The organism is Synechococcus sp. 1G10 (assembly GCF_002252625.1).
Lineage (GTDB): Bacteria > Cyanobacteriota > Cyanobacteriia > PCC-6307 > Cyanobiaceae > Regnicoccus_A.
Map to the genome: position 1 here is coordinate 89,243 of NZ_NQKW01000004.1, position 13,997 is coordinate 103,239.

At 64.4% G+C, this 13,997-nt stretch carries 16 protein-coding genes; 7 read left to right on the top strand and 9 right to left on the bottom strand.

Annotated elements, in window-relative coordinates; all coding sequences use genetic code 11:
- Positions 1-30 precede the first annotated feature (30 nt).
- Positions 31-2,040: an ATP-binding protein gene (locus CJZ82_RS05045; protein ID WP_094554707.1), complete on the top strand. Its 2,010-nt coding sequence runs from the start codon at positions 31-33 to the stop codon at positions 2,038-2,040.
- Between the two features lie 6 nt (positions 2,041-2,046).
- Here CJZ82_RS05045 and kaiC read toward each other — a convergent pair whose 3' ends face one another.
- From kaiC to CJZ82_RS05060, 3 genes are all read right to left on the bottom strand, one after another.
- Positions 2,047-3,558, bottom strand: a complete 1,512-nt coding sequence (gene kaiC, locus CJZ82_RS05050; protein ID WP_198949666.1) for a circadian clock protein KaiC — start codon at positions 3,556-3,558, stop codon at positions 2,047-2,049.
- Between the two features lie 109 nt (positions 3,559-3,667).
- Positions 3,668-4,006 (bottom strand): circadian clock protein KaiB, encoded by a 339-nt coding sequence (gene kaiB / locus CJZ82_RS05055; protein ID WP_094554709.1) that lies wholly within the window; start codon positions 4,004-4,006, stop codon positions 3,668-3,670.
- Complete coding sequence (locus tag CJZ82_RS05060) at positions 4,003-4,890, bottom strand: circadian clock protein KaiA (protein ID WP_094554710.1); 888 nt, start codon at positions 4,888-4,890, stop codon at positions 4,003-4,005. Before CJZ82_RS05060 ends, kaiB begins: the two co-directional genes overlap by 4 nt.
- A gap of 222 nt (positions 4,891-5,112) precedes the next feature.
- On the opposite strand from CJZ82_RS05060, the gene rplU reads away from it, so the two are divergent.
- On the top strand, positions 5,113-5,478 hold the full coding sequence (gene rplU, locus CJZ82_RS05065; RefSeq protein WP_094554823.1) for a 50S ribosomal protein L21: 366 nt from the start codon (positions 5,113-5,115) through the stop codon (positions 5,476-5,478).
- 47 nt (positions 5,479-5,525) lie between these two features.
- Positions 5,526-5,792: a 50S ribosomal protein L27 gene (gene rpmA, locus CJZ82_RS05070; protein ID WP_094554711.1), complete on the top strand. Its 267-nt coding sequence runs from the start codon at positions 5,526-5,528 to the stop codon at positions 5,790-5,792.
- Between the two features lie 34 nt (positions 5,793-5,826).
- Here the strand turns inward: rpmA and CJZ82_RS05075 are convergent, their stop codons facing one another.
- Together CJZ82_RS05075 and CJZ82_RS05080 are read right to left on the bottom strand one after the other, a co-directional pair.
- Positions 5,827-6,576, bottom strand: coding sequence for a bifunctional 2-polyprenyl-6-hydroxyphenol methylase/3-demethylubiquinol 3-O-methyltransferase UbiG (locus CJZ82_RS05075; RefSeq protein ID WP_094554824.1), 750 nt, complete (start codon positions 6,574-6,576; stop codon positions 5,827-5,829).
- Between the two features lie 91 nt (positions 6,577-6,667).
- The gene (locus tag CJZ82_RS05080; RefSeq protein WP_094554712.1) at positions 6,668-7,423 is read right to left on the bottom strand and encodes a queuosine precursor transporter; all 756 of its coding nucleotides are present in this window, start codon (positions 7,421-7,423) and stop codon (positions 6,668-6,670) included.
- A 68-nt stretch (positions 7,424-7,491) separates the two neighbouring features.
- On the opposite strand from CJZ82_RS05080, the gene truB reads away from it, so the two are divergent.
- A complete protein-coding gene (truB, locus tag CJZ82_RS05085; RefSeq protein ID WP_094554825.1) occupies positions 7,492-8,412 on the top strand; it encodes a tRNA pseudouridine(55) synthase TruB in 921 nt (306 codons plus the stop codon).
- Between the two features lie 69 nt (positions 8,413-8,481).
- Entirely contained in the window at positions 8,482-9,255 is a 774-nt protein-coding gene (locus tag CJZ82_RS05090; protein WP_094554713.1) for a YebC/PmpR family DNA-binding transcriptional regulator, read from the top strand.
- Between the two features lie 4 nt (positions 9,256-9,259).
- Here the strand turns inward: CJZ82_RS05090 and CJZ82_RS05095 are convergent, their stop codons facing one another.
- Both CJZ82_RS05095 and CJZ82_RS05100 read right to left on the bottom strand, forming a co-directional pair.
- Positions 9,260-10,006 (bottom strand): 6-phosphogluconolactonase, encoded by a 747-nt coding sequence (locus tag CJZ82_RS05095; RefSeq protein ID WP_094554714.1) that lies wholly within the window; start codon positions 10,004-10,006, stop codon positions 9,260-9,262.
- Positions 10,007-10,087: 81 nt separating this feature from the next.
- On the bottom strand, positions 10,088-11,467 hold the full coding sequence (locus tag CJZ82_RS05100) for a SpoIID/LytB domain-containing protein (protein ID WP_233130061.1): 1,380 nt from the start codon (positions 11,465-11,467) through the stop codon (positions 10,088-10,090).
- 113 nt (positions 11,468-11,580) lie between these two features.
- Here CJZ82_RS05100 and CJZ82_RS05105 point away from each other — a divergent pair, with 113 nt between their 5' ends.
- Positions 11,581-12,543 carry a ribonuclease Z gene (locus CJZ82_RS05105; protein WP_094554715.1) on the top strand — a complete coding sequence of 321 codons (963 nt, stop codon included), beginning with the start codon at positions 11,581-11,583 and terminating at the stop codon, positions 12,541-12,543.
- 117 nt (positions 12,544-12,660) lie between these two features.
- Positions 12,661-13,182 carry a photosystem II cytochrome c-550 gene (gene psbV, locus CJZ82_RS05110; RefSeq protein ID WP_094554716.1) on the top strand — a complete coding sequence of 174 codons (522 nt, stop codon included), beginning with the start codon at positions 12,661-12,663 and terminating at the stop codon, positions 13,180-13,182.
- Between the two features lie 52 nt (positions 13,183-13,234).
- Here the strand turns inward: psbV and CJZ82_RS05115 are convergent, their stop codons facing one another.
- Positions 13,235-13,621, bottom strand: a complete 387-nt coding sequence (locus tag CJZ82_RS05115; RefSeq protein ID WP_094554827.1) for a hypothetical protein — start codon at positions 13,619-13,621, stop codon at positions 13,235-13,237.
- A 64-nt stretch (positions 13,622-13,685) separates the two neighbouring features.
- Positions 13,686-13,985, bottom strand: coding sequence for a ferredoxin (locus tag CJZ82_RS05120; RefSeq protein WP_006171932.1), 300 nt, complete (start codon positions 13,983-13,985; stop codon positions 13,686-13,688).
- Between the last annotated feature and the right edge of the window lie 12 nt (positions 13,986-13,997).

The window sequence follows — 13,997 nt, forward strand, 5'->3', positions numbered from 1 at the left end:
TCAACCCCCAGCCCCGACAGCGTCGGCGGCATGCCCTTGCCCCCTGGCTGGTGGGAGCAACTCAAGCTCTGGTGGGCGGAGTTCAGCCTCCAGACCAAGCTGCTGGCGGTGGCCACCCTGGTGGTCAGCCTGATGATGACCGGAATCACCTTCTTTGCGCTCAATGGCATCCAGAGGGATGCGCGGATGAGCGACACCCGTTTTGCCCGGGATCTGGGCCTGCTGCTCTCAGCCAATGTGACACCGCTGGTGGCGGAAGGGCATGACCGGGAACTGGCGGCGGTGGCTGAACGCTTCTGGCGCTCCAGCCGCAGCCTGCGCTACATCTTTTTCGCCGATCCCGAAGGGGTGATCTATCTCGGGATTCCGATCAGCGCCACCAACGGCGGCAGCGAGCTGCTGCTCAGCCGTCGCCTGGAACTGCCCGCCGAACTGCAGCGCCGCCCCCAGAACCCCCTGATCCGGCAACACCTCAGCCCCGATGGCCAGGTGACCGATGTGTTCGTGCCGATGGTCAGCGAGGGGCGCTATCTGGGTGTGCTGGCCCTCGGCATCAACCCCAACGAGGCGGTGCTCGCCAGCGCGGCCCTCACGCGGGAGGTAACCGTGGCGGTATTCATCTCGATCTGGGTGCTTGTGATCCTGGGGGCGGTATTCAATGCCCTCACGATCACCCGCCCGGTGAAGGAATTGCTGCGGGGTGTGCGCGCGATTGCCGGTGGCGATTTCGAGGCCCGCATCGCCCTGCCCGTAGGCGGAGAGTTGGGGGAGCTTCTCAATGGCTTCAACGACATGGCCTCCCAGCTGAAGGTCTACGACGCCGCCAACATCGAGGAACTCACCGCCGCCCAGGTGAAGCAGCAGACCCTGATAGCCACCATGGCGGATGGCGCGGCCCTGCTTGATGGCGAAGGGCGGATCGTGCTGGTCAATCCCACCGCCAGGCGGCTGTTCCGCTGGGAAGGCCGCAACCTCGAAGGCAACGAACTGGGCAGTGAACTGCCCGATGTGCTGGCGATGGAGCTGCAGGGACCGCTGGACTCCCTGGTAAGTGGGGAGAAGGACAGCGCTGACGTGCGCTGCAGTTTCGGGGAGCCGCCGCGCACCCTGAGGATCGTTCTGCAAACCGTCAAAGATGCCGCGGGGGAAAGCCTGAAGGGCATTGCCATGACCGTGCAGGACCTGACTCGAGAGGTCGAACTCAACGCTGCCCAGAGCCGCTTCATCAGCAATGTGTCCCATGAGCTGCGCACGCCGCTGTTCAACATCAAGAGCTACGTCGAAACGCTGCATGACCTGCGCGATCAGCTGAGCGAGGAAGAAACCCAGGAATTCCTGGCGATCGCCAACGCCGAAACCGACCGCCTCACCAGGCTGGTGAACGACGTGCTCGATCTCTCGCGGCTGGAATCGGACCGCACCTGGATGCTGGAGCCGATGGAAGTGCGCCCTGCCATGGAGCAGACCCTGCGCAACTACCGCCTCAACGCCGAGGAGAAGGGAGTGCAGCTGGAGCTGGAGGTGGATGCTCAGCTGCCCAGGGTGCGCGGCAACTGGGATCTGCTGCTGCAGGTTCTCGATAACCTCGTGGGCAACGGGCTCAAGTTCACCCAGGCCGGAGGCAGCCTGATGCTGAGGGCCTATCCCTGGCCCGACTCCTGCCATTTTGATCCCTCCAACCAGCCAGCCAGTGATGCCCCGAGCTGTGAACTCAGCTCACCCCTGCCGCGGCTGCGCGTCGAGATCGCAGATTCGGGCGCAGGCATTTCCCTAGTGGATCAGCAGCGCATCTTCGAGCGCTTCTACCGGGTCGAGAATGCGGTTCATACCGAGGCAGGCACAGGGCTTGGTCTTTCAATCGTGCGTGGCATCCTCGAGAAGCACGGCACGGACATCCAGATGGCAAGTGAGCCTGGGATAGGCACCACCTTCTGGTTCGACCTGCCCCTGGAGCAGGCCGACAGCGATGAGCTGATGGTGGAAGGTGAGCGCCGCTCTCAGAAGTCCCGTCTGGCTGAGCCGAATCTGGCCGAGGTGTAGTCGGCTCTAGAAGGAGACCTCGCCATCGATGCCGCGGGCAATGCGCGAAAGCTCCGCCCGCTCATCGGTGGTGACCCGGTGGGGAACACCACTGATGATGCGCTCGAAGTTGGAGAAGGAATCCCTGATTTCCGGGCCACTTCCTGTGATCACGAATTCACGGATTCCTTTGTCATGCCAGGAGCCACGCATCTTGAACACGTTGATGGCCCGAGCCATCTCACCACGGATTTCCACATACTGAAGCAAGATGATGGTGTCAGTGATCGTGGAGATGTGGGAGTCGGTGATGGAATGACTGCCCATAAACTCCTCCGATGTGTTGGTGAAGAAGCCGGCGATCTCCTCCTGCTTGGCATAGCCTGTGACCCCAATCACAAATTGCCTGAAGGCGTTGTGGCTGACCCCCCTGGAGAGGGCTGAGAGAGAATCGATTGCCATCCGCGCGGGCTTGAACTGGCCGATCTCTGTTTTGATAATCTGAAGGTGGTCTTCAAGACCTGTGGATTCAGGGTAGGCGCAGATGATCTTGAGCATTCCATCCTGCTCCATCTGCTCAAAATCAATTCCCCAGCTGGTGGCATTGCGCAGCAACTGGGCCCGCGACTCCTCATAGGCGAAGAGGATGGCACGCTCCTTGTTGTTGTAGGCATCTTCGACGAACTTGCTCACAAGCAACGTTTTGCCCGTGCCGGTGGCACCCGTGGCAAGGATGATCGAATCTTTGAAGAAGCCGCCGCCGCACATTTCATCGAGGCGCTGCACCCCTGAGCTGATGCGCACATTCGAAGAGCGCTGGGTGAGCTGCATCGCCCCGAGCGGGAAGATGGCGACCCCATTGGCTCCCATGGTGAACGGAAATTCACCTTTCATGTGGGTCGTGCCGCGCAGCTTGAGAATTTCCACGGTGCGCCGTCGCCGTTCGCCTTCAAGCACGTTGCGCAGGATGATCACATTATCGGAGACAAATTCCTCCACCCCGTAGCGAGCGATTGGGCCGTATTCATCAACCCGCTCTGTCGTCATCACAGTGGTGACACCGATTTCCTTCAGCCTGGCGATCAGGCGAAAGATCTCTCGCCGCACCACCGAAACGGCGTCGTACTGCTGAAAAACAGCAGTGATCGAATCAATGGCAACTCTCTTTGCCTTGTACTTACGAATGGCATAGTTGATCCTCTCGATCAACCCAGACAGATCGAAATTACCTGCTACATCCTGGCCATCCGGGTCGGGGGAGGCGTCCAGAATGAAGAGCTTCTCCTGATCCACCAGTTCCTGCAGATTCCAGCCGAAACTGGAGGCATTACGGATGATGTCGAGGGGAGACTCCTCAAAGGTCACAAAGATCCCAGGCTCATCAAAGTCACGGATGCCGTTGTGGAGAAAGTGAAGGGAAAAAACCGTCTTTCCCGTGCCAGAAGTGCCACTGATCAGCGTGGAGCGTCCGATCGGCAGACCCCCCTGGCAGATGTCATCAAGGCCTTCCACGCCTGTGGGCAGCTTCTGCAATCTCATGCTGGGCTGGCTGACGGCATCGAAATCCTGCATGGGGCGTTTGAGCTAGGCCCAGAATCTAGGTCCCTGTCCGGCAAAGAACAGAAAAGAAAGGGGTGATCTAAAGATTTCAAGTGTCATCGGAATCACCCATCATCTCGTCGGAGATCTGATGATCAGTGAGTTCATCATAAAGCAGGTCAAGACCGATCAACACCCGCTCGCGATCGGAGAGATCGCCAATGATTCGACGCACCGGTGGCGGCAGAATCTTGGCCAGTGTGGGGGTCGCCAGGATCTTGTCTTCTTCGGCCAGCTGAGGATTCTTGAGAACGTCGATCACCTTGAGGGCGTAGACACCCTTGAACTCCTGCTCAAGAATCAGGCGTAGCGTTTTTAGTGCCCGCATCGAATTTGGCGTGTTGCCAGCAACGTAAAGCTTGAGAATGTAAGCTTTCTGTGGACTCATGATTGCACCTGAGATTCGGTGATGGCCTTGCCGACCATTCCATCATTGGCTTTGACCGACGCCTCTGAGGGAAGTGAGCGGCGGTACATTTCACAGAGATGGGCCATGACATCAAGCAAGGCCAGGCGATAGTCCTTGAGAAAATCCTGCCTGTGGCCTTCTAATTGCAGTTTTTTCCAGAATTCATCAATCATATCCATGTGGATCTCAACTGTTTTGGTAATAGGTAAATCGCTGAAGAAGGCCGTATTCACGAAGCTTTCCAGTGCCTGGTTGGCTGCTGTCTGATCATGAAAGTAGCTGATCAGCAGATCCCGATAGGTTCGCTGCAGGGAACGCAGAAGCAATTTTCGCTCAGCCGCAGGGAGATTGCGCAGAAAGCGGGAGGAATCACGCTTGTAGAACACCCCCAGATAGCCAAGCCTTTCGCGCAGGCGATGGGGGAGCCTCCAGTTGGATTGGTCACTCTCCCCAGCGTGGGAATCGCTGGCCTCGAGGTCATCCCCCGATCCTGGTGCACTTCTGCGGCGCAGGCAGCGGGAAATTGCCGCATCGAGGCTGTAGCTGAGCTGCTCCATCTGGTCGGGAGGCAGATGCACTTCGCCCTGGAAGTACTCCATCTGGCCGCTGATCGGGCCCAACACCACCGCCGGCAGGATCATGCCCTGGTCCCTCAGGCGCTGGAAGGCCTCAACGGAGAGCACCCCGGGCTCGAGCAGGACCGCATCGAACTGATCCCAGCAGCGCTCCAGCTCGGCGGCGGGATTCTGCCGCAGGCCCAGCTCCATCAACTCATAGCGACCCTGCGGCAACCAGGTGCTGCAGGCCTGGCGCAACGGCTCATCGCGGATCAGCGAGGCCACGGTGAGCGCCGGCTGGGTCATGGGGAGAGAAACGGCGGCAGCGGTTGACAGACCTTAGTGTTGACGACTCGGCAGGCAAGGAGAGATGATCGACCATTGTCCATCGATTGGTTGTGCGGCAGGCCTGAACAGTGCTGAGTAGGTAGCGGCGAAGGTCTCTCCAACTCCACTGGCCTGTCCACGCCCCCTGAGCCCATGAGTCCAGCCACCGAGAGTCCTGCTCCCGAGAGTCCAGCCACCGCAATGGAAAGTTCCACTGCCGTTGCACCGGGAGCCGACCTGTACGGGATCGCCGAAGCCTCCGGCCAGCAATTCTGGTTCCAGCCGAACCGCTACTACGACCTCGACCGCATCGCCGCCGAGGTGGATGAGACGGTGACCCTGGAGAACGTGCTGCTGGTGCGCGACGGACAGGGCACCAACCTGGGTCACCCTTATGTCAGTGGCGCCACGATCGAGCTCAAGGTGATGGCCCATCGCCGCGGTCCGAAGATCCTGGTGTACAAGATGCGCCCGAAAAAGAAAACCCGCCGCAAGAACGGGCACCGTCAGGAGCTCACCCGGGTGATGGTCCAGTCAATCAACGTCAACGGAAAACCGATCGACTGAGCATCAGCTCCTCGGCCCAGTCTGAAATCCCTCCACCAGCTTTCCCCATGGCTCACAAGAAAGGCACAGGTTCAACACGCAACGGCCGCGACTCCAATTCCAAGCGCCTCGGCGTCAAGCGCTACGGCGGAGAAACCGTGACAGCCGGCTCCATCCTCGTGCGCCAGCGCGGCACCTCGGTGATGCCTGGCGTGAATGTTGGACGTGGATCCGACGACACCCTTTTCGCCCTCGTGCCGGGTGTGGTGAGCTTCGAGACGATCAAACGTGGTCTGCGCGCCCGCAAGCGCATCCACGTGGCCCAAGCCGCTTGATCCCGATCAGGCCATCCAGGTCTTCCACTTCAGCTCATTCCATCAACCGGTAAGCCCGGGTGGTGATCAGGTAGGGGTGGAAGACCTCCAGAAACCGGCTCTGCAGGGTGCGAAAGAACCGCTCCACCAGTGCTGGATCATCAAAGTGGAAGGGATATTCCCCCGCAAAGCCCTGGAAGAAATACCAGTTGAGCAGGGCAATGGACCCATGCTTCATGCGGGCAGCGAAACGCTCCAGCTGCCCGGCAGGATCGCTCAGATGTTCCAGCACATCGAGGCAAACGACCGTATCGAAGTGCTGGGGCAGGCCAGGATCCCCCAGGTCTCGGCAGATCTTCAGCCGATTGCTGAGCCCGAAACGTTCGGCCCTCTCGGCCACGAAGGCCCGGTTATGGGGGTTGAGGTCCACGAACCACACCTGGTCCACCTCATCCAGTGCCGCGGCAGCCAGAGCATGGGTGCCGATGCCACCCCCGAAATCGAGCACGGTTCCACGGGCAAAACGGGTCTGCAGCCGCAGGGTGTCGCCGATGTAGTCCGCACTGCCCAGGTGCCAGGCGGCCAGCTCCAGCAGATGTCCGGTGCCCACGGTCTGCTCATAGAACGCCTCCACCCGCTGGGGATCGAAGCCCAGCCCACCGGGATGCAGAGAGGCCAGATCCGCGCAACTGCGGGGCAGGCGCTCCTCCAGCTGGTCAGGAGTCAGGCCCAGATAGGAAGCCAGCTGCTGGCGCAAGGCAAAGCCATCGTCATGGAAGGACTCAAGACCAAGTCCCTCACGCACCGCACCGCTCCCACCGTCCAGGGTCGCGACTGGACCGGGCAGGGGGCTCACACCTTCAGGCAAATAACACGCTTCTGAAACTGGAGCCAGGCTACGGCGAGCCCAGATCCTCCAGCTCCTCGCCGGCACCGGGCACCTCCAGCCAACGGCGCAGCCAGGCCACCAGCAGATAGAACGGCAGGGTGTCGAGCAGGGCCGCCACCAGCTTGAACAGGTAGCCGCTGGCGATAAAGCCCCCCAGCTGGGGCAGCACCGCCTCCTCGCCCCGAATGGGGAGCACGTGCGCGGCGTAGTGGCTGATCAGCACCACGGCCGTGGTGTCCACCAGCTGGCTGACCAGGGTGGAGCCGTTGTTGCGCAACCACAGCGCTCGTCCGGCGGTCAGGCGCTTCCAGAAATGAAACAGCCGCACATCCGTGAACTGGGCGGCCAGATAAGCCACCATCGAGGCCCCCACCGCCCCGAAAGCCAGGGATCGCATCTCATAGAACAGCGGCAGGCGCTCACCCGCCAGCGCCAGCGGCAGGCCTGCGCTGCCCCCATGGCCATCCAGCCCAGGCAGGATCCCCCCCAGCCAGAGAATCAACACGATCCAGCCGTTGAGCAACAGGCCCACCCACACCAGTTGACTGGCCTGCCGCTCCCCCCAGATCTCGCTGATCAGGTCGGTGCAGAGGAAGGTGAGCGGATAAGGCAGGGCCCCCACAGCCACCACGATCGGCCAGCCACCGATCGAGCCCAGGGTGAGGAAGCGGGTGAGGCCAAGAATGTTGAGCATGCCCATAGTGCCCAGAAACAGACCGGCCAGCACGAGAAAAGCCAGATCACGGCGCTGCTGCAGGGTCACGGGTGAAGGAGGAAACGGGTGCTCCCCCCAGCCTGCAGGCCAGGGCCCCAGATGCAACAGTGCCTGCCATGACCATGTCCGGCAGCCGCCTCAGCGCTAACCAGTCCCAGGCACCCTGCGGGTTCCTCATTCTCGACAAACCGGCCGGCGTCACCTCCCACGGCTGTGTGGCGCTGGTGCGCCGCCGTTATGGCCTCAAGCGCGTCGGCCATGGCGGCACCCTCGATCCGGCCGTGACCGGTGTGCTGCCGCTGGCGCTGGGGTCAGCCACCCGCCTGCTGCCCTACCTCGACGGCGCCAAGGCCTACCGGGGAGTGATCCAGCTGGGCCTTTGCACCGACAGCGACGACCTCACGGGCGCTGTCCTGGAGCGCCGGCCGCTGCCGCCGCTCAGCCGGCAAGAGCTGGAGGCGGCCCTGAACCCTTTCCGTGGGCCGATCCTGCAACGGCCGCCGCAGGTGTCTGCGGTGCATGTGCAAGGGGAGCGTGCCTACGCCAGAGCCCGGCGCGGCGAGCACTCGGAGCTGCAGGAGCGGGCCGTCACGGTCGAGCGGCTGGAGCTGCTCAGCTGGGAGCCCAGCTCGGGCCAACTGGAACTGGAGGTGCGCTGCAGCGCCGGCACCTACATCCGCTCCCTGGCCAGGGACCTGGGTGAGGCCCTCGGCTGCGGCGGGGCCCTCGCCAGGCTTCGGCGCACCGAAGCCCTGGGCTTCACACTCAGCGGTGCCGTGGGCCTTGAGGATCTCGAGGCGGAGCCGCCGCCACCGCCCCTTGCCCCCCTGCTTGCCCTGGGCCAGTACCCCGCCTTCACCCTGGAGCCCGGCGATCTGGTGAGCTGGCGCTGTGGGCGGCGCCTGGCCGGCCCCACCCACCTGAGCGAGGGCCAGGTGGTCGTGATACTGGATCCGGATGGCAACCTGGCAGGAATGGCCCGGACTGTCTCAGACGGCTGGCTCCAGCCCCGGCTGGTGCTGGAGGCCACGGGCTGATCCTCCCTGGGATCCCCCTGCGGCCCCGACGCTCCAAGCCACGCCCCACTCTTCATCGATCGCCCCTCCATGGCCGGCCACAGCAAGTGGGCCCAGATCAAACGCCAGAAGGCCGTGGTCGATGCCCGGCGCGGGGTGGTCTTCACCCGGCTGGGGCGTGAGATCACGGTGGCGGCCCGCAACGGGGCCGATCCGGCGGGGAACTTCCAGCTGCGCACTGCCATCGACAAGGCCAAGGCTGCCGGCATGCCCAGCGCCAACATCGAGCGGGCCATCGCCAAGGGCTCTGGCCAGGGCGGCGGCGAGGCCGATCAGTTCGAGGCGGTCCGCTACGAGGGCTACGGCCCCGGCGGGGTTGCGGTGCTTGTGGAGTGCTTCACCGACAACCGCAACCGCACCGCCGCCGACCTGCGCCTGGCCTTCAGCAAGCAAGGAGGAAACCTCGGGGAGAGTGGCTGCGTGGGCTACCTGTTCGAGCAACAGGGGGTCGTGCGGCTGGAGCCACCGATGCCCTGCGAGGAGCGACTGCTCGAGAGCCTGCTGAACCTGGAGGATCAAGGCGGTCCGCCGGTGCTGGGCTACAGCCTGGAGGGGGAGAACGCCGAGGTGTTCTGCGGCTCCACCGACCTGGAGGCCCTGCAGAACCAGTTGCGGCTGCTGGGCTGGCCCGTGCACGACTGGGAGTCGCGCTGGGTGTCATCCATCCCCTGCCGGCTGGAGTGCGACGACCAGCTGCGGCGCTGCCTGCGCATGCTCGACGCCCTCGAGGATCTCGATGACGTTCGCAGCCTGACCTCCAACCTGGAAGCGGACGCCGAGCTGCTTGATGCCGTGATGGGCTGAGCCCTCAGCCGCCCATGGCCGGGCGATCAACGATCAGGCGCAGGCCCGGATGGCCCTGCAGCCAGCTGGCCGGCAGCGACGGCCCCGGAGGCTCCATCAGCAGCCGCGCCAGGATGCTCGCCTTGGCGGCACCGCTCACCACCAGAAGGATGCGCTCGGCCCCCAGGATCTGCTCCATCCCAAGCGTGATCGCCCCAGCAGGCACCCTGGATGGATCCCCCCCGAAGGCCGCGGCGTTCTGGCGACGGGTAGCGGTGCTGAGCCTGAGGCTGCGGCTGGGAGCATCGGGGCCGCAGGGGGGCTCGTTGAAACCCACATGGCCATTGCTGCCCAGCCCCAGCAGCTGTAGCCCGATGCCGCCCGCCGCCCCAACGGCTTCCGCATATCTGCGGGCCTCGGCGGCTGGATCCGCGGCCAGGCCATCCGGGAGTCGCACCCGTCCTGGCTCCAGCCCGAGGGGAGCCGCGAGCTGGCGGTCCATCTCCGCCGCGAAGGAGCCGCAATCACCCGGCCCCAGTCCCACATATTCATCGAGGTTGAAGCTGCACCATTGCTGGCGCACGTCACTGAGCTGATCGGCTGGCAGGGCCAGCAGCCGCTCCACCAGGGCGGTGTACACAGGCTCCATGGTGCGGCCGGTGGCCAGACCCAGAGGACGCTTCAATCCGTCGCTGAACTCCTGGTGCAGGAGTTCAGCGACGCGCACAGCAAGGGACGCCGGCCGCTCGAAACACTCGATGCGGTCGGCCAACCAGGCGGGAGAAGCAGGCGATGGCACTGCAGGTAGGCATAGGGAACAGCCGCTCCGCCGCTGCAGCCGCAGGACCGGTGCTCAGGAGCCTCGCCCGGCGACAGCACCCGACGCCAGAGGGCCGGATCCGGCGCGCAGTGGCAGCACTTCAACGCCGCGGTAGTAGTGCTGCAGGATCTGGTCGAATCGGCGGCCCCGCTGGGCGAGCGCATAGGCCCCCCACTGGCTCATGCCCACCCCATGGCCGAACCCTCGACCCACGGCGATGATCACCGGCGAGGGTGGAGCCAAGGGTCGGGGAGGTGGGGGTGCCAGCAGCGAACCCATTCCCGTTGGCAACTGGCTGCCGCCGGCCAGGCTCGGTGCGGTGAAGGTGAAGGTGAAGGGGGCAGCCTCAAAGCGCACCAGGGTGCTGCGCAACCCCAGACGGCTGCGCAGCTGGGCGCCCGTGAGCACCAGTGCTCCGGTGGGTCCGATCACCCTCGCCTGGCGCACCCGGCCGCTGCTCGTGGTGGAGAGGACATCGATGCGGCTGACGCCGCCGATTTCGCCAAAGGCGCTGGCCAGCATCTGGGGGGAGAGGGTTTTCTCCCAGTTGGCCACTGGACTGGAGTCGTCGTAGTCGGGGACGCTCACCAGGTAGGGAAGCTGGCGTGACCAGAGATCACCGCTGTTCTCGGTGCTGCCCCCGCTGCTGCTGTGGAAGACAGCATTGATCAGGCTGTTGCCGTGCATGAGCACCAGGCCCTGGGTGCTGCGCACCGCCTCACGGGTGGAGGCGGTTTCCGCCTCCAGGCCCTTGTAGGCCTGGCTGGTGACCGTGGAGTGCAGATCGAAGGCGGCCGAGGGTTTGCGGTTGCGCAGGGCGTAGGTGCGCGCCGCCACGGCCTGGGCCCGCAGAGCCTCCAGGGGCCAGCTGGCGGGCATCTCGCTGCCCACCACGCTGGGCAGGTAGGTTTCCAGCTCAATGACGTTGATGGCCCGCAGCGTCGAGGCCTCAACCCTCACCTGCAGCCGCCCCCTGTAGCGGCGGTTCTCGATCTGCAGGCTGGCGAGACCGCCCCGGTCGGGAAGGGCCTCCAGCCAGAGTTCGCTGAGGCTGAGTGGGCCGGGGCTGGCCCCGGCGGTGGCCGAAGGCTGGGCCTGGATCCGGCCACCGGCCTGGCGCAGGGCCAGGGTGGCTCCGGCAGGCATCCGCAGCAGCTCCCCACCCCTGGCGTCGCGCAGGCGCAGACCACCACTGCCGGCCACCCGGATCGCCGGCAGATCCAGCAACAGCACCCGCAGCTGAGGATTGGTGGCCCGGCTGGCCATCAGGGGCTCGAGCGCGTCAAGAGCCGCCACGTTCTGGGCCACGGCCGGGGCTCCTGCCAACCCAGCTGCCCCAGCCAGCAGCGCCTGGGGCAACAGGGCCGCGGCCAGGAGCAGAGAGCGGATCCGACCGGTGTTGAGATCAGCCATCAACGGCGGCAACCTTGCAACGTGCGCGCCATTGTGACCACCCCATCCAGGCAGCGCCAGAGCCCACCTGGACAGAGCCTGACGTGGCAGCATGCGCCAAAGGATCTTCCGGAGTGCACGTCACCTTCCTGGGCACCAGTTCGGGTGTACCCACCCGTTCCCGCAATGTCTCAGCAGTGGCTCTGCGCTTGCCCCAGCGAGCCGAGCTCTGGCTGTTCGACTGCGGCGAGGGGACCCAGCACCAATTTCTGCGCAGTGAGTTGAGGGTGTCGCAGCTCAGGCGCATCTTCATCACCCACATGCACGGCGACCATGTCTTCGGGTTACCGGGGCTGCTGGCCAGCCTCGGGCTGGCCGGAGCCTGCAGCGGCGTCGACCTCTACGGCCCCGATCCCCTGCGCGACTTCCTTGAAGGCGTGCTGCGCACCTCCTCCACCCGGATCGGCTACCCCCTGCGCACCCACCGGGTCCACAAGGCAGCCCACGCCGGGACGGTGCTGCTCGACGACGACGACCTGACGGTGCGCTGCACCCCGCTTACCCACCGCATCCCGGCCTACGCCTACCGGGTAGAGCAGAAACCCCGCGCCGGCCGCTTCGATATCGAGAAAGCCCGCGAGCTGGGAATCCCACCGGGGCCGGTCTACGCCGAACTCAAGGCCGGTCGGGAGGTGTGCCTGGAGGACGGACGGATCATCCGGGGGAAGACCCTCTGCGGCCCCGACCGCCCAGGCGTGAGCATGGTGTACTGCACGGACACGGTGTTCAGTGAAGCGGCGGTGGAACTGGCCCGCGGAGCCGATCTGCTCATCCACGAATCCACCTTCGCCCACAGCGAGGCGGAGATGGCCTTCCAGCGTCAGCACTCCACCAGCACCATGGCCGCGCAGACAGCGGCGCTGGCTGGCGTGAAGCAACTGGTGCTCACCCATCTAAGTCCGCGCTACGTGGCCGGTAACACCTTCACCCCCGACGACCTGGTGAACGAGGCCAGGGCGATCTTCCCGAACACCCTCGTGGCCAAGGACTTTCTGAGCCTAGAGGTGTGCGCCGGAGGCGACGGGAAGGGGCCGTGAGGAATCGCCTGTCAACGGTGATGGCTGCAACAGTTCTTGATTCCCGGCCGACGGGCCCTCCCCCCGTGATACAAGGTCTCAGGTGCGGTGCCTACCGCCTTTTCGCCGGCTCCCTTCATGGCCTCTCTCGTTCCCACTGCCCTTCGGGCGGTTGCCAGGACCCTGCTGGTTCTGCCCTTGGCGCTTCTGCTCAGTCTTGGCTTCTGCGTGACTGCTGCCCAGGCCGCCCAATGGGACACCGCCACCCTCACGGTGCCCGGTGACCCAGACGGCAACCTGGTCACCTTCAGCGAAGCGGAGATCAAGAGCGGTCGCAAGCTCTTCAATGACAGCTGCGGCACCTGCCACGCCGGCGGCATCACCAAGACCAACTACAACGTGGGGCTCGACCCCGAGACTCTCGCCCTGGCCACCCCCTCCCGTGACTCGGTGGAGGCCCTGGTTGACTTCATCAAGGACCCCACCTCCTATGACGGTGAGTACAGCATCTCCGACGTCCACCCGAGCATGCGCAGCAGCGACGTGTTCGTGAAGATGCGCGACCTTGACGACGATGACCTGCGGGTGATCGCCGGCTACATCCTGGTGGCACCGAAGGTGAATGGCGCCCAGTGGGGCGGTGGCAAGGTCTACTTCTGAATCCAGCTGGCTAAGGACAGCCCTTTGCCGTGGTCCCCGGGCCACGGTTTTTTTATGGGGCCACCTGCGCCAGATCGGGCGGGCTCACGTTGGCGGCATCCATCGACCCCGGCTGCTTGCTGTACCACCACTCCTGCAGAGCCGGAGACAGGCGCTGGGGGAAGAGAGTGAGCACGGTGCAGGTGGGCCTTGCACCGGGCTGGAGCAGCTCAACGGCATAGGAGGGGCAGCGCCTGGAGGCCAGATCGGCCACGAAGCGGCGGCCGATACGGCGCCAGCTGGGCTCCTTGCTGCGCCAGGCCAGGCGGCAACAGGGCCATGGCAGTTCGTCGCGGTCAAAGAGACGACAGCAGGGACCCAGCACCCGGAAGCTGTACTGGCCGCCTGGGCTGCAGTGCTCACTGCCAGGCTCCATCAGGGTATCTACCAACGCGGGCATGAAAAAGCCACCCCGAAGGGTGGCGGAGATGGGATCTGAATTCAAGCCATGCCTGGCCTGGGGCTCAATAGAGCTCTTCTTCGGCGTGGGTCTTGATGGTGCAGTCGGACGTGGGGTAGGCCACGCAGGTCAGCACGAAACCGGCTTCGATCTGGTCGTCGTCGAGGAAGCTCTGGTCCGACTGGTCGACGGTGCCGGTGGTGAGCTTGCCGGCGCAGGTGGAGCAGGCGCCAGCACGACAGGAGTAGGGGAGATCGATGCCCTGCTCTTCAGCGGCATCCAGGATGTACTGATCGTCGGGAACCTCGATGGTCTTGTTGAGTCCCTCGCTCTCGTTGATGAGGGTGACCTTGTAGGAAGCCATGGAAAGGATTGG